At 60.5% G+C, this 14,809-nt stretch carries 13 protein-coding genes; 3 read left to right on the forward strand and 10 right to left on the reverse strand.

The window, feature by feature from the left end; genetic code table 11:
* Nucleotides 1–8: 8 nt before the first annotated feature.
* A complete protein-coding gene (locus tag D1F64_RS14370; protein WP_248304472.1) occupies nucleotides 9–932 on the reverse strand; it encodes a TatD family hydrolase in 924 nt (307 codons plus the stop codon).
* On the reverse strand, nucleotides 929–1,645 hold the full coding sequence (locus tag D1F64_RS14375; protein ID WP_162901567.1) for an EboA domain-containing protein: 717 nt from the start codon (nucleotides 1,643–1,645) through the stop codon (nucleotides 929–931). Before D1F64_RS14375 ends, D1F64_RS14370 begins: the two co-directional genes overlap by 4 nt.
* Before the next feature lie 99 nt (nucleotides 1,646–1,744).
* Here D1F64_RS14375 and D1F64_RS14380 point away from each other — a divergent pair, with 99 nt between their 5' ends.
* On the forward strand, nucleotides 1,745–3,130 hold the full coding sequence (locus tag D1F64_RS14380; protein WP_117412986.1) for a nucleotide pyrophosphatase/phosphodiesterase family protein: 1,386 nt from the start codon (nucleotides 1,745–1,747) through the stop codon (nucleotides 3,128–3,130).
* Here D1F64_RS14380 and D1F64_RS14385 read toward each other — a convergent pair whose 3' ends face one another.
* The 8 genes from D1F64_RS14385 to D1F64_RS14420 all read right to left on the reverse strand — a co-directional run bounded on the left by D1F64_RS14385 (nucleotide 3,131) and on the right by D1F64_RS14420 (nucleotide 11,817).
* On the reverse strand, nucleotides 3,131–3,973 hold the full coding sequence (locus tag D1F64_RS14385; RefSeq protein WP_205470480.1) for a UbiA family prenyltransferase: 843 nt from the start codon (nucleotides 3,971–3,973) through the stop codon (nucleotides 3,131–3,133).
* Entirely contained in the window at nucleotides 3,970–5,157 is a 1,188-nt protein-coding gene (gene eboE / locus D1F64_RS14390; RefSeq protein ID WP_117412987.1) for a metabolite traffic protein EboE, read from the reverse strand. The genes D1F64_RS14385 and eboE overlap by 4 nt, the downstream gene beginning before the upstream one ends.
* Nucleotides 5,154–6,950 (reverse strand): 3-dehydroquinate synthase, encoded by a 1,797-nt coding sequence (locus D1F64_RS14395; RefSeq protein WP_162901568.1) that lies wholly within the window; start codon nucleotides 6,948–6,950, stop codon nucleotides 5,154–5,156. The genes eboE and D1F64_RS14395 overlap by 4 nt, the downstream gene beginning before the upstream one ends.
* On the reverse strand, nucleotides 6,904–7,083 hold the full coding sequence (locus D1F64_RS23455; RefSeq protein WP_162901569.1) for a hypothetical protein: 180 nt from the start codon (nucleotides 7,081–7,083) through the stop codon (nucleotides 6,904–6,906). The genes D1F64_RS14395 and D1F64_RS23455 overlap by 47 nt, the downstream gene beginning before the upstream one ends.
* 215 nt (nucleotides 7,084–7,298) lie before the next feature.
* Nucleotides 7,299–8,138, reverse strand: coding sequence for a hypothetical protein (locus D1F64_RS23460; protein WP_162901570.1), 840 nt, complete (start codon nucleotides 8,136–8,138; stop codon nucleotides 7,299–7,301).
* Nucleotides 8,139–8,176: 38 nt separating this feature from the next.
* Nucleotides 8,177–8,983, reverse strand: a complete 807-nt coding sequence (locus D1F64_RS14405; protein WP_117412990.1) for a ferritin-like domain-containing protein — start codon at nucleotides 8,981–8,983, stop codon at nucleotides 8,177–8,179.
* 468 nt (nucleotides 8,984–9,451) lie between these two features.
* Nucleotides 9,452–10,978, reverse strand: a complete 1,527-nt coding sequence (locus D1F64_RS14415; RefSeq protein ID WP_117412992.1) for a hypothetical protein — start codon at nucleotides 10,976–10,978, stop codon at nucleotides 9,452–9,454.
* An 11-nt stretch (nucleotides 10,979–10,989) separates the two neighbouring features.
* Nucleotides 10,990–11,817 carry a reprolysin-like metallopeptidase gene (locus tag D1F64_RS14420; RefSeq protein WP_117414620.1) on the reverse strand — a complete coding sequence of 276 codons (828 nt, stop codon included), beginning with the start codon at nucleotides 11,815–11,817 and terminating at the stop codon, nucleotides 10,990–10,992.
* 624 nt (nucleotides 11,818–12,441) lie between these two features.
* On the opposite strand from D1F64_RS14420, the gene D1F64_RS23465 reads away from it, so the two are divergent.
* Together D1F64_RS23465 and D1F64_RS14435 are read left to right on the forward strand one after the other, a co-directional pair.
* Nucleotides 12,442–12,684 (forward strand): hypothetical protein, encoded by a 243-nt coding sequence (locus D1F64_RS23465; protein ID WP_162901571.1) that lies wholly within the window; start codon nucleotides 12,442–12,444, stop codon nucleotides 12,682–12,684.
* A gap of 882 nt (nucleotides 12,685–13,566) precedes the next feature.
* A complete protein-coding gene (locus tag D1F64_RS14435) occupies nucleotides 13,567–14,586 on the forward strand; it encodes a site-specific integrase (RefSeq protein ID WP_117412994.1) in 1,020 nt (339 codons plus the stop codon).
* Nucleotides 14,587–14,809 lie beyond the last annotated feature (223 nt).

Here is a 14,809-nt window from a genome sequence, read left to right on the forward strand (position 1 = left end):
GGCCGCCACTACTCGATTAAGAGATTTCTTTGCCGTCGATCACCCGGCTCCTCAATATGTGGCTCCCGCCCGCCGCGCAGGATTGAGTTGCCCTCGAACAGCGTGCGCTGGTCGATGGCCGGTGGCTCCAGCCAATCCTCTTCCTTCATTTGACCGGACTGTCCGTAGGCGTCGAGCGCGTTCTGGTAACAGACCTTTTGCACCGTCTCCTTCGGGATGCCGCGCTCCAACGCCAGTTGAGCGGTCTTTGCTACGCCGAGGCAGTCAGAGATCCCCCAGTCGCAGGCGCTGTCGACGATGATGCGCTCTCCGCCGTATTGTCGTAGGATTTCCACCATGCGGGCATTGCCCATCTTGGTCGACGGGTAGATTGAAAACCCGGCCCAGAATCCGCGCTGCAGCGTTTCGGCCACGGTCTCCTCGTTATTGTGGTCCACGATCACCATGCCCGGATCGATCCCGTGCTCTTCGCAGACATCCATCGAGCGGGAGGTGCCGCGCTTCTTGTCGCGATGGGGCGTGTGGATCATCACCGGCAGGTTCAGCTCCTCGGCAAGCTCGAGCTGCGACCGGAAATACTTGTCCTCCAGCGGGGTTTGCTCGTCATAGCCGATCTCGCCAATCGCCACGACGCCTTCCTTGAGCGCAAAACGGGGAAGCCAGTCCATGACGCCCTCGGCCAGTTCCTCGTTGTTGGCTTCCTTTGAGTTCAGCCCGACGGTGCAGTAATGCCGGATGCCGAATTGGCCCGCCCGGAACCGCTCCCAGCCCACGATCGTCGAGAGGTAATCGACATATGTGCCCACGAAGGTGCGCGGCTGGCCCACCCAGAACGCGGGCTCGATCAGCGCAACGACCCCGGCATCCGCCATGGCTTGGTAGTCGTCCGTGGTCCGTGAAATCATATGGGCGTGGGGGTCGATGAGCATCATGGCGCAGCCTCCTCTCGCTGCAGGATCGCAGCGACGCCGGGCGTGTTGTGAAACGGCCTGAGGGGAATCCAGAGGTCTTCCGGCACGGGGCGGTCCGCAGCGATGCGTTCTTCCGCGTAGTCCACCAGCATTCGCGCGAGATCCGGATTGGACCGTGCCTCGAGCCCGACCACCGACGCGAGACGGCTTTCGACGAAGAGTGCCTTGAGGATCATTTGGTTCCAGCGGTGGTCGTCGAAATGATCGCGCGGGAACGGGTTGTGATGCGCGATGCTCTCGAAAACGGCCTTGATGTTGGAGCGCAGCCCTTCGCCGACCTCAAAATGCAGGCGGTCGGGTTCGGGATAGAGCGGTAGTCCGCGGTAGAGCGCGATCATCTCCGCGACGTCCGCGGTGCGGCGCAAATCCTTGAAACGGTCGGCGAAGGCGCGGGTCGGCGGCGCGGTCAGAAGCGCTAGGACGCGGGCTGCCCCGTCGATGCTCCAGCCTTTGGGCGACCAGCCCGGGCATGCGGCATCGGCCGCGGCGAGATCGTCGGCCCCCAGCGCCAAATCCGACTTGCCGAGACGTCGAGGTGCCAGACCCATGAAGATGTAGAGGTCGCGCTCCTGAGAAGCAGAAGCGACCCGGTCCAGCGACTGCGTCAACCAATGCGCCTCGCCCCCGGCTTGTGCCAGCACCCACGTTCGAAGCAATTTTGCCGCCAGTGTCACACCGAACCCCCTCCAAGTGCAATCAGACTAGGACAGGTCCGAGATCACGCAAAGGCGTATTTCTTGCAATGCCAGAGCTATTTTAGGACGTTGGCGAGGATGAACAAAACATTGGTGATTCTCGTCGTGGGGCTGAGTCCGCGCCTTGTCGGGCCGCTCACGCCGCACCTGCAAAAGCTGGCAGGGGGCGGCGGGCTACGTCCGCTGACCACGGTCATGCCCGCGGTGACGTGCACGGTTCAGTCCACGCTGGTGACGGGCCTGCCGCCAGCGGGTCACGGAGCGGTGGCGAACGGGTGGTTCTTCCGCGATCTCTCCGAGGTGCTGCTGTGGCGCCAGCCCAACCAGCTTGTCGCGGGAGAGAAGATCTGGGAGGCGGGACGCGCGCGCGATCCCAGCTTCACCTGCGCCAAGATGTTTTGGTGGTACAACATGTATTCGAGCGCGGATTGGTCGGCGACGCCCCGCCCGATGTATCCCGCTGACGGCCGCAAGATCCCCGATCACTATGCGTACCCGCCCGAACTGCACGATGAGCTTGACGCGAAACTCGGGCAATTCCCGCTTTTCAAATTCTGGGGGCCCCTCGCGGATATCACTTCGTCGGACTGGATCGCCAAGGCAACGCTGCACGTCATGGAAACGCGCGATCCGACGCTGACACTGACTTACCTACCGCATCTCGACTACAACCTGCAGAGGCTGGGACCGGACCTCGATCATCCGCGCCTGCAGCAGGATCTGCGCGAGGTGGACGCGCTATGCGGCGAACTGATTGCCTTTTCCGAGCGCACCGGCCGCCGCATCGTGGTTGTCTCGGAATATGGGATAACTCCTGCCAAGGACGCCGTGCATATCAACCGTGCGCTGCGCGCCGCCGGTTTCGTCGCCGTGCGCCCCGAGGAGCATGGACGGGAGATCCTCGATGCGGGTGCGTCCGAGGCCTTCGCCGTGGCCGATCACCAGATTGCCCATGTCTACATAAAGGATCCGGCACGCCTCGCCGAAGTCCGGACCCTTCTGGACGGCCTCGACGGTGTGGAGTGTGTTTGGGATGAGGAGGGCAAACGTGCCAATGGCCTAGACCATCCCCGCTCCGGCGAGTTGATCGCGCTGGCCAAACCGGATCGGTGGTTCAGCTATTACTATTGGCTCGACGATACCAAGGCCCCCGATTTCGCGCGCACCGTCGATATCCACCGCAAGCCGGGCTACGATCCCGTGGAATTGTTTATCGACCCGGAACTGCCGCTCGCCAAGCTGCAGACTGCCTGGAAACTTGCCAAGCGTAGGCTGGGTCAGCGCCAGTTGATGGATGTGATCTCGCCCAAGGATACGAGGCTCGTGAAAGGCACCCACGGGCGGCCAACCGACGATCCCGAGGACGGGCCGCTGGTGATCTCATCCGCGCCGGACCTCCTGCCTGATGGACCTGTCGCGGCCACGGCGTTCAAGCAACTGATGCTCGACCACGTCTTTGCCTGATCAGGTCCCCGAGACTAGGCGCTGCAGGCCCAGCGTCAGGACAAACCCTGCCACTGCGACCCATGCGAGTAGGGAATGTCCCGCGCCTGCGATCAGGACCGCATCGTAGAGCGCCATCCCGGCGATGAGCGTGATCACTGCCTTGGGCACGTCCCCGGAACCGCGGCGGAAGAGCCGGCGCAACGCCAACCCGACCACGGCGATCAACCCGACCCAGAGCGCAAGCGCGACCGGGGTGTTGTCCGCCTGCCAGAGGGCATAGAGCAGCGGCGCGATCAGCACGAGCAGCGGCCAAGCATTGTCGAGCCGGTCATAGGCTTCCTGTTTCGCGGCGTAGGTGAGCCCCGCTGTATAGGCCATAAGCCCGAACGCGCTCAGGAGCACGTCCCCGGTGATGTGACCTGAGGCCACGGCGGCAAGGATATAGCTCAGAAACCGCGTAGCCCCCATGATGACGGGGCTGAGCACCGTGCGCTTGTGCAGCCAATCATAGAGCAGGATCACGCCCGCCAGGCACAGTCCGACAAGGCCGGCGGCGGCACCGCCGGGAAAGGCAAGGACGATGCCGGCAAGGAGCAGGCTAAAGCCGCCGCGAAACACGGCCTGCCGCGTGATCTCGCCGTTGGGTATGGGTCTGTTAGCCCGCTCCCGCGCGTCGATCTCGGCATCGAAGGCGTCGTTCAGCCACATTCCCCCGATATAAAATGCGGTCAGCGCGAGCACTGCGAGCACCACCGGGCCGGTTGCTGGCGACCCCACCATAACGGCCCCCGCCAGTGCATTTGTCCACACCGTCGGCAGGTTTGAGATCCGCCCGAGTGTCAGCCAGACCTTGACGCTCACCTCGTCAACTCGCCCAGGACCCAAGCGAATTCTCGCCCGATATCCTCCGCAACGGTCGCCCCGCGCAAGCCCTTCGGCAGAACGTCCCAGGTATAGGTCTCGATTTCGAGATGTGGCGAGACCGGACTGGTCCGGTGCAGTGCGAGGATCTCGGCCAGAAAGTCGCGCGTCGAGGAGAAAGCCCCAAGGTCGCGGATGAAGACCGGCACGTGGAAATGCACGCGCCACTCCTCGCCATCGGTTTCAGCGCCGCGTGCCAAGGCATCCGGTAAATCCAGTTCGTTCTTCAAACCGTCGGCGGTACGGCGGATGACCTGATGCAGGTAGGTGGGCTCAGCATACGCGCCGAGCGCTTGCCTTGCCTGAGCCGTGACCTCGGGGATGAGCAGCGCCGCGCTGAGCTGCAGCTTGTGCACCGGGATACCGGCCGCGCGCAACACGGCGAGGCTGCCTGCCGGGTCCTCGTATTCCACCGCCGCGTGGCAGACATCATAGCAAAGGCCAAGGTGGCGGGGCAGCGAGCGCGCTGCCTCCTCTTCGCTGAGCCCCGACAGCGCGGCCACCCAGGCCGCCGCTGCCGCCCCGAAGAGATGTGTTTCGAAAAAGGCCACCGCCTCCGCGACCGTCTCGATAAAACAAGCCGGTTCAGGTTCGATGGCCAGCGCAATTCTCACGCCTGTTCTCGCTTCAAGCGCCATGAGATGCGCCACCGACCGCAGGATGTTGTCGGCAATCTGCGACTCTGCTCCAACCGCGAGCGGTTTGAAGGTGCCCGGCACGGTGCTCAAGCTGACGATGTTGCCTGCAGGGGCAAGGTCCGCCATCAGGTCGGCCAGTGCATTCGTGTAGCGCACACGTTCCTCGCTGCGCCAATCGGGCTGGTAGGCCTCTTCCTTGACGCGGGTGCCGTGGAAGCGACCATAGGGAAATCCGTTTACGGTGACAGCCTCGAAGCCGTGCTGATCGAGGACAGACTTGAGCGCCGCGCGCTTGGCCGGATCGGCGAGTTCTTCCAAGGCTTCACCCGAAAACCGTAGTCCAATGGCGAAGGCGGCATCCCCAGCCACCACGGCCTTCACTTCCGCGGCGGGGCCGGTCAGGGCAGACATGACTTCCGCACAAGTCTGTGTCGCATGAATGTTGAGACAATAGGTCAGGTGGCCCAGCCCGTGGGGCAGTTTCATGCTGCTGCACTCCGGGCCTTGAGCCAGGAGATCGCATCTAGCACCCGCGCCTCGTCCATCTCGTGCACCTCGATCCCGACGCCGATCTCCTTGAGCAGCGTGACGGTCAGCGCACCGCCCAGATGCTCCTGGAACTCCCGCATGCCCTGCAGCAGCAGCGGCGCGCCATCCTCGCCTTGCTCCTCAAGCGCGGGATGCCACGTCGGCAAGCCGATCCGGTCCAGGAGCTCTGCAATCCTCTGGTCCTCGCCCGCCGGCAGGAGCCCGGTCGACACAGAATAGCGCGCATCGAGGGCAATCCCGATGGCGACCGCTTCGCCGTGCCGCACCTCATGTTGGGTAATGGCTTCGAGCTTGTGAGCCGACCAATGCCCGAAATCGAGCGGCCGGGCCGATCCGCTCTCGAAGGGATCCCCACCACGTGCGATCTGGCGCAGGTGCAGTTCAGCGGAGCGACGGATCATGTGCTCCTCGGCCCGTGGCTCGAAACGGCTGAGCGCTTCTGCATGCTTTTCCAGCCAGAGGAAGAAGCCGCGATCGCGGATGAGTGCTACCTTGATCGCCTCCGCGATACCCGCGATGCGCTCGCGACGGGGCAGCTTGTCGAGGAACTCGAAGTCGTTGAGCACCGCCATCGGTGGCGCAAAGGTGCCGACATAGTTTTTCACGCCGTCGAAGTTCACCGCATTCTTGACGCCAACGCCGCTGTCATTCTGGCTCAACACCGTGGTCGGAATGCGGATATGGCGGATGCCCCGATGGGCGGTCGCAGCCGCAAACCCCACGGCATCCAGCACCGCGCCGCCTCCGATGGCGATGACGTAGGAATGCCGGTCGACACCGTGTCGAATAAGCAGGCGGTACAGGTCTGGGATGTGGTCGAACCCATGCTTGATGGCCTCACCGCCGGGGACACGCCACGGCGCTTCGAGAAGTGTGATCCAGTCCGCATGCGCCGAGAAGTAAACTGATAAGCGTCTCTCCAACTCGGGATCTGCGCGCGCTACGCCATCATCGACTAGGACTACGCACTTGGCCTTGTCCGCGCTGCCGCTGGCCAAAGCGTCTACTAAGGAGGGATTGGCCGAGTCGAACAGGCCCCGGGTGAAAACCACCGGATAGCTATAGGGAACCACGAATTCGCAAGCTTGCGGCTCGATAGGGCTATCCGGATCCGCAGGCAACGCGCCAATGGCTATGCCGTTCAACCGCGAGATGGCGCGCATTCCAGCGTAGGCCAGAATTGGGATGCCAACCGCGCCCGCGAAGGCCACCAGAAAGGAATTGGTGGACCAAGCATAAGCGCCGATACCGGCATAGGCGGCCCCGATCCCGAGATTGGCCAAACTCGTCAGCAGAATGAACGGCCGGAGCGGGTAGCGCGCCGCACCTGCCGCTATGACCGAGGCCTCCGCCAGCACTGGCGCTGCGCGCATCACAACTAGGGCCGATCCACCCCTGCACACCGCCAGGCTTTCGGCGCGCGCCAGCTCCGCCTCGCCCATGAGCCTGCGGATCAACGCCGTGCCTCCGGTCGCCCCGATCCAGTACCCGAAGAGGCAGCCAAGCGTCATGCCGGCCCAACAAACAAGCGTTCCGACAACAAAGCCCAAGGACACACCAGCCAAGGTGTTCACGAGGCTAGAGGGCACCGGCAAAACCACGTCAAGTGTTAGCGCGCCCCCGATCAGCGCCGCGAGTATGGACTCGCTGGGGTGCGCCCCTATCGCTGAATTGACCAGCGCCTCAATCTGCTCTTCGAAGAAGACGAAGGGCAAGACAATGACCGCCATGAGCAGGATAAATAGAAATATCCATTTTAGGAGCGATGACTTCAATGAGATCGGAACGGAATGCCGCAATTTCTTCTACGTCCATTTTTTCGTTGTGCTCATTTCTGCCCGCCGTCAGGGGTGCGGCTGTCAAAACGCGCCTCGGCGCGGTGCATCCCCGGCCACCAGCGCATGTCTACGGTACATCGGCTCCGCCATTCCCGCTACGGCGTTTCCCTCCAGCCCCCTCGATTTCAGGCGAAACCGGCCTCCAACTTTGTTGACAGAGCAGGTAGCCGCGGAAACTCTCAAAGCGTGGTAGCGCGAACTGGGCTCTCCGGTGCGCGGAGCAAGATATTGGGCACGAGGTCAATGATCCGATTGCGCGACCACATCGGATAAGCGCTCTGGCCTTCTCCTTAGCGGTCGAAGCGGTTGGACGTCGGACGCGTTGATTTCTAGCTGTCCTGAAACAAAGAACATTTGAGCATCGGCATCCCAAGCGCCAAACCAGAAGGTCGCTCGCCATGAACTCGTTGTCGGTGAAAAATCGGGTAGAAGGGAGGGGGTGCCGCCCCCTTCCTCTTGGATCTCCGACTTCAGAGCATAGTCCCACATCATGCGGGCTGGAAAAAAGCGCGCTGCTCCACCTCCCGCTTGAAGGTTACGCTCAAGAAACGTGATCCTCTCTTCAAGTCCCGGAAGCTCGTCTGGATCAGCGGTCGCGACCTGACCCTGCAATTCAGACAGACGATTGCGCCAGACTGCTCGCAGATCTGCGATTCCCGTTTCCCGTTCAATCAGTCCGGGATCGATATCAAATCCCACAGCGTTAAACTCACGAAATCTCGCAGGAATGCGCGGGTCACTAGGCACTGTTCCTCGCGAAAACGATTCGGTATCACGCCGAAACTGCAAGTTGAATGGCGCAACCGGCTCAAGAGCATCCTCCGCAATTACGCCATTGCGACCTTCAAACACGGGGTTGTCGAGGAGGTCGACCGCAGCACCGACTAAAGGGTGAGATTCTTGCCGCGTGCCGTCAACGAATACCGAACGAACCGAGACACCGACCTCAGGAGATAGAGTTCTCGCGAAACCTCCTTTCTGGAACCGGATGATGCGATCGAGATCCGGTTCACCCGCGTAGGCTTGCATATAGCCTGAAACACCGCGCGCATCGTCATACGGGTCCGGATCAGTTGCCAACCTACACTGAGCCCAACCCGAAAAGTATATAGATAGCATCAGGCTTCACTCCCTGCTCTTGCCAAATCCTCTCTCAAGACCATCAAAGTCTCTCCAATTGTGGAAACGCGAGGGCGCTCCTGGCCAAGTGACGCGCAGCCCTGAATCAACGCGTCAAGGCGTTCAAGCGTTATCGGAAGGCGCGCATCTGGAAACGGCGAAAGCGAAACATCTGAATAAATCTCAAAGCTTGGGCCGGCACGCTCTGGATCTTGGGGGTCACCTAGCGGAACCAGCGTCGCCTCCTCAGCGAGTGGACGCACCGCCACACTCATAATCCTCTGGCTGGCGCGCTGCAGTTCAAGGCGAAACCTAGCTTCAGCCTGAGTGCGCGGCGCAATTGAGAAGTAGTGCTGCAGCAAGAACAGCATCGTTCCGTATGAAGCGTTAAAGAGTTCCACTAGAGACCGACTAGTTGGATTGGTAATAAGTGAAACGCTTTCGCGACCGGGAGGTGTGCGCGTGACAGGATTTCGAGGAACCAGGCGAGCGGCCTCAAAGCGCCCTTCAGCAAAGTACCTTTCTCTTATGCGAAGAAATCCAGCGTAGTGAGAGTTCGCCGAGTTTGCAGGCGTTCCTTCACCGTCCTCGATAACGTTCTGGATCGCCGCGAGTGCGCTCGCACGATCGGAAATCACCCGAATGTCTAGGGAGGGGTCTGACCAATTATTATCCGATTGCGCACTTTGAGGGCCGATAAACAACTCACTTTCCGGTATTTCTTTAAAGCCGAAGGCAATCTTCTCATAGAGCTCTCCAACGAATTCGTACTCAAGTGGATCTGGTACAACGGCAGCCGCTGCCATAAGGGTTTCGCTGCCGAGATCCGATCCTGGGGGGGAGGCAAGGGAAAATCGCGCGGAAGCTCAAATACTAGAAAGCGGTATAGGCTTTCATCTCCGAAGGGGATGAGATCAAAAGGAAAAGGAAAGTAACCAGTGTCGCTTGGAAGCGACCTGCGTCCCATCTTGGGGCCGGACCCTATTGCCGAAAGCAAATTGCAAGCGATCCCAAGATGTCCCATTTCTTCACGAGCAATCTGGTATACACTGCCTTGCCACGCACGGAGGAGTTGCTGCTGCTTGGCCGAGAGCCCCTCGTCCAAGCTTCGCTTCATTGAAAAGCCTGCGTACAGATACTGAATAAGTAAGCTATGCTCAATTTCGCAAGCCACATGCAACGCGTTGATTAGCTCTTCTCTCGTGTCGATGGTCATGAATCGTCCCTGCTGTTTTCTTGGGGAGATTGCAGCGGCGGGCCGCTCTTCCCGGCTCTCACATACCGTTGCGCTGGAGCTCGAGGATCGCTGCGGCGAAGCTAGAAGCCTCGGGGGCGCGGGGAGCCGCCAAAGCGCTTGGCGGTGCCAGTGCCTCCTGCAGGATCGCCATGACTTCACGCAGCAACATCAACTCGTCCGTGCCGCTACCGTGTGCGCCGTGACCTCCGTGGTCGCCGCCGCCTCCAGCCCCAGGCCAGTCAAACGGGTCCGCCTTACGTACCCACCGCCCAGGCGCGAACCAGTTGAGACCCCGCACCTGCTGCGCCTGTACCTCTCCGGGATGAATTGCCTCATGAGCTGCGAACCAGACATCGACGCAGTCGTCCACCCAGCCGTGGAGTTTCCAGAAGATCGGGTTAACGTGGCTGCTATGAAAGTCGCCGAGGTAGTCGTACTCGGGTCGGTTCCACTTCGCTGAGATGTCAAACGCCGGCCGCACCGCCGGCGCGCCCGTCTCAGGATCGCGCGAGGTGCTGGCCCAACGCATGTGCATCCAATTATGGACAGTGAATTCGATCAGGTTGCCGTAGGCGCCAAGGGTCTGGGTCGCCGCGAAAGCTGAGCTACGCAGCCGTGTAGCGAGCATACCGAGGTTGAGTTGGAACCCTGTCGCCGACTTGTTAAATAGAAAAAACTCGGAATTTCCAGTCTGCTGCATAAACTCTTCGGTGGCCGGCGGCACCATTACACCGGAGTTCTCAAGGTCGATTACAAATCCTACGCGGCCCGTCTGCTGGTCCAACTCAGTCTTGTAGGCAATCTGCGGCCCTAGCGCCGCTGGGATGTCAACCCAAGGAGCGGGCGGTGTCATGCTCGCATCCTCGTAGACCTTGTTAAGCATCCGCACCATGCGGCGGTGCATGTACAAGAAGTCCTCACCGGCACCGTTGGACAGGTCCAGACCACCGGCTTGACGGAACGGTGGATCCTTGATGTCCCACCCCTTCGCGGCCAGGCGTGCGCGCACGTCCGCGGTCATCCCAGGGTCCCACCATGCGCCTCGCAGCATATGCCAGACTGTGTGCCGCAGGCGATGGACTTCATCCGCCAGCATCGCGATAGCATCGGGGATTAGGGCCACGCCCTCAATCTCGCGCGGCTCGACGAAGTCGCGCTTGACAGCGATGAAGCTTGCCGTTGCGCCGGCGACGGCTGTTCCGTGGTCTGCATCCCGCACCACCGTACCGACCAACGTAGGGCGCTGTGCCGGGCTGGCGTTTTCCCACGCATGGCCGGTCCGACAGCGGTAGGAGTAGCGGAACTCGGCCACGTCGGTGTCCGCCCGACCGGCACCAGAGAGCGACAGGTCGCCCCCCGAATCGGTTTGGCCGGTGATGTCGAGAATCGCCTTCGCCGGAGCCACCGGATCGGCCGGAAAGCGCAGTTCCCCGGTAATGGCTCCGTCGGGCTGGACCCGCAGGAATAGCTCGCCCTCGGCCCAGAGAATTTCGGCGGGGCTACCTGTGGGCCGGTCGAGGAAGCTGCGATAGGTGTAGGTGCCGGTGAGATGCTCAAACGCCATCGCCGCCTCTCTCAGCGCAGGACGTCGCGCGCAGCGGCCAGTGGGAAGGGAAGCTGTGCGGCTGGCGACTGACGGAACGAGCTGTAGGGCCGGAACAGCCGGATCGGGGTGCCATTGACGTGTGTCAGAAGTCCCGTCCAAACCGCTTGGTACAGTTTTATCAAATCTTCACGGTCGGTTTTGGTCAGGGTGCTATCGGAGCCGTAGTTCATGATGGTGAAGCGATTGTGGGTGCCAAACACCTCGCTGGGGAATGCGGTTTCGCTAACGTTAGCGAAGAAATGCCTTAGCCCGAACACGTGCCCGAGCTCGTGTGCCATCGTCTCGACCTGCTCAGCTCGGTCCTGCTGAAGCATGCGCGGGAATACGACTATCTCGTGCTGGCCGGCATCGGGGAAGAACGCCCGCGCTAGAGTACACCCAACAGCGTTGCAGTTGTCTTGGGCCGAGACGACGATCTCGAAATCCCACGGGTCGCTAGTTTCCGAGAAGCGCACCGGAATCGCGTTGCCCCAGGCGAGCAGCGCCTCGCCTAGGAGGTCGCGCATGTAGGACTTGACCGCCTCGGGATCTTGAAATGCCAACAGCGACTGCTCTTGGAAGCGCCAATTGAGGGTGACGTCGGTGTCCCATAACGGGATGAATCCCTTGGTAGCGTCGAGTACCAGTTCCAATGGCGAGCGGTTTTTCGGATTTGGATATCCTCGCGTCTCGGTCTCGCAGCGAGCACCGCCGTGGTATATGTGGGTAACGCCCTCGAGCCGGTCCCTCGCGGCGGTATCCGTTGCCAAATCGAACTGGCCCAGCGTCTTCTTCGACTTCCCCGTCCTCTTCGCCATTTGCTGCCCCCTCTGTCCCACCCTACGAAGTATGTCGACCCGCGCGTAGGAGCCGGATCTAAGCTCGGTCAGAGTGGACGCTCAACAAGGCGTGGGCGAGGAAGTCCTCTCCGGTTGTTGTGCGACCACGTCCCTTGATCGAGGTACGACTGCCTAGTCTGTCATGTTACTCTATCAGACAGCGATTGTCCGATCACTAAGCAATAGGTCGGTCTCCTTTCTCAACACCGCCAGCAAGAGGAGACCGTCTGGAGTCGGCCCCAATCCGGCCGTTCGCGCATTTTTCAACAAAAGACCTCTTCTCGCCCCTTCTGTAATCAAGCGCCATGCAGCGCGATGGCGCCAATGAAGATCCAAATCCATCACTCCATTAAGCCGTCACATTAGGCCAATTTGTAACGTCCCACATCGCGCGCTGGGCTTTTGAGCCAACATCGTGCTGCCAATCAAACCGGGCGCTTTTCAACATTCGTCTGCCGCCTTCACCGTCAGCATCCCTCCAGCACGCCGGCCACGAGTTCAATTGCTGCCTTCGATTGATTGCGGTTTATAAACCGCTTTATGATTTGACGCGGTTATAATACCGCATTACGGTCGTCCTCTGTCACACGAGGGCTATTTTAAATGACCATCAAATCCAGAGCGCCTGCCGTCGAAAAGTCCCCCTCCGAGGATCTTTTTGCAGTTACGCAAGAAACCCCAATTGAGCCGCTCAACGCGCTTGAAGATGAGGCGTTGGCGTATCGGAGTGCGGCAACCCGATTAGCAGATGACATTGCCCGCCTGATAGATCTCGGAATATTTGAGCATCCAGCCAAGACCTCAGTGGAGCGCAACCCTTCATTTGCGGGATCGCGCAATGCGTGAACACCCTCTCGCGCCCGTTCTGATCGCGGGCTGCCGATCCGGACACGGTCAACCGTGCCAGGCCAACCTGACATTAGAAATCGATACCAGTCAGATCTCCGCAGCGGCCCAGGCGGAGGTTGTCGAATAGCCATGCCCGGACGCCCAACCCGAGTTGAACAAGCCCACATCGCCCCCACGGTCACGGGTGCCCACGAGGGCGGACTGGAAGTGTCCGGTGTTGGGCCCCGCGAGGACCGCACCATAGTCGTCCCCTCCAATGCGCAGCGAGATATCTCCTGCCCCTGTCGCATCTCACGGTGTTTCCGACGTGGCAACTGCGCTCAGCAGCGCTTACCGGACAACCCGCCCGACCCGTCAGAGTTCTTCACCCGCTTACAACGCCACTCCGCCCGACTTGGAGTTCTCCAAGGCGCCGCCGCTTGCGAGACAAGGTACGCTGACATGGTTGTTCCAGTCCTACAAGGTGAGCTCCGCCTTTGCCGCACTAGCAGCATCAAGCTTCCATTGCGGCTTTGCGACGAGAGCATCGGCGTCATTCTCGATGCCGACGGTGCCGACATCCTAACGGTCGACATCGATCGCACGAGGGATGACCTGGGAGCGGCCGAAATCGCGCGGTGGGTCATGACCACCATTAACACCAACCTAGGCGCCCAGGCGGCCGCAGCAGGCCACGGGAACGCAGCTTGATGGGCAGCAACACGAAAATGGAGGGCAAATGAAGGGCCGAGCCGCATATACGCCAGATGAAATCGCCGCCCGCTGGGGCTGCTCCGCGAACACTGTGCGCGCGATGATCCGAAGTGGTGAATTGCCGGGTTTCAAACTTGGCGGACGGCTGTATCGTGTCCCCATTAACGCGGTTGAGGAACGAGAAAAATGCGAGCCTACAGGCCGGTCAAGCACCGAGGAAAGTGGTGTGTCGAGTATTACGACGACCTGGGAATCCGCCATAGACCTACGACTGGCACGGATGACCGGGCGCTAGCGGATCAGATCATTCCTCGCATTATTGCGGCTCTTGAGAGGCCCGCAGGTCGTGTCTGGACCGTCGCTGAAATCTGGGATCGATGCCGCGCAGACAAAGAAGCCCAAGGACAGGTGACCGCCACAAATATGAAGTTCCATTGGGTCGCCTTGGAATCGTTCTTTGGGAACAAGTCTCCCGATGCCATCACAATTCAAGACTGCCGCACTTATGGCGCACAACGCCTTGAACAAGGCAAGTCAATCGGCACCGTCGTTGCTGAGTTGAAGCATTTACGTCTCGCACTTGGATGGGCGAGAAAGCATTCAATGATCCAAGCTACCCCATTCGTTGAGGTTCCATCAAGTCCAGAGCCCAGAGATCGATACCTCACACGAAGCGAATTTGAACGTTTATACGACTGCGCCATCATGCCGCACATACAGCTTTCGCTTGAGCTTTTGATAGCTACGGGGGCTCGTGTTGATGCTATTCTTGGACTTACTTGGAGTAGAGTTGATTTGGAGCGGCGAAAAATTCATCTCGCAGACCCGTTCACTAGCCGGCGCATGAAAGGGCGGGCATCCATCATGATCCAGGACGACCTACTGCCGGTCCTCGTCACGGCGCACCAGAACCGGACTTGCGAATTCGTAATTGAGCGCGGAGGCGACCGGTTGAAATCCATCCGGCGGGGCATCGACAGCGCGGCGAAGCGAGCGGGACTTGAAGGCGTGTCGCCTCACGTCATTCGCCACACTGCAGCGGTCTGGATGGCGGAAGACAATGTGCCGATGGAAGAAATCGCCCAATACCTTGGCCATCGAGACGTGAACACAACACGTAAGGTCTACGCGCGATTTTCACCTGAGCATCTGGCGAAAGCGGGCAGGTCCCTTTCGTGGCGGACCCGGGCGGAACGAGAGATATGAATTTGGGCCAGCATTCCAGAGTAAAGTGCCCCTTGGTACGCGTGAACCGAAATAGCTTCCGAGAACGTGAACAAATGCAGAATTCTACATAGGATAAAGTGCGCCTCTCGCCATACATCAATCACTTAGGTGAGGCACACATTACTGGGGGTCAAGGGTCGTGGGTTCGAATCCCGCCGCTCCGACCATTTTTCTCCAAAAGGATCGATGGTCGGCCGTCCGC

The organism is Breoghania sp. L-A4 (assembly GCF_003432385.1).
In the GTDB taxonomy this organism is placed as follows: Bacteria; Pseudomonadota; Alphaproteobacteria; order Rhizobiales; family Stappiaceae; genus Breoghania.

Coding starts and splice junctions, on each gene's coding strand:
- D1F64_RS14415 (WP_117412992.1), bottom strand. CDS start 10,978: ATGGCGTTTGAGCATCTCACCGGCACCTACACCTATCGCAGCTTCCTC.
- D1F64_RS23465 (WP_162901571.1), top strand. CDS start 12,442: ATGACCATCAAATCCAGAGCGCCTGCCGTCGAAAAGTCCCCCTCCGAG.
- D1F64_RS14395 (WP_162901568.1), bottom strand. CDS start 6,950: ATGGCGGTCATTGTCTTGCCCTTCGTCTTCTTCGAAGAGCAGATTGAG.
- D1F64_RS14380 (WP_117412986.1), top strand. CDS start 1,745: ATGAACAAAACATTGGTGATTCTCGTCGTGGGGCTGAGTCCGCGCCTT.
- D1F64_RS14420 (WP_117414620.1), bottom strand. CDS start 11,817: ATGGCGAAGAGGACGGGGAAGTCGAAGAAGACGCTGGGCCAGTTCGAT.
- eboE (WP_117412987.1), bottom strand. CDS start 5,157: ATGAAACTGCCCCACGGGCTGGGCCACCTGACCTATTGTCTCAACATT.
- D1F64_RS14405 (WP_117412990.1), bottom strand. CDS start 8,983: ATGGCAGCGGCTGCCGTTGTACCAGATCCACTTGAGTACGAATTCGTT.
- D1F64_RS14370 (WP_248304472.1), bottom strand. CDS start 932: ATGATGCTCATCGACCCCCACGCCCATATGATTTCACGGACCACGGAC.
- D1F64_RS14435 (WP_117412994.1), top strand. CDS start 13,567: ATGCGAGCCTACAGGCCGGTCAAGCACCGAGGAAAGTGGTGTGTCGAG.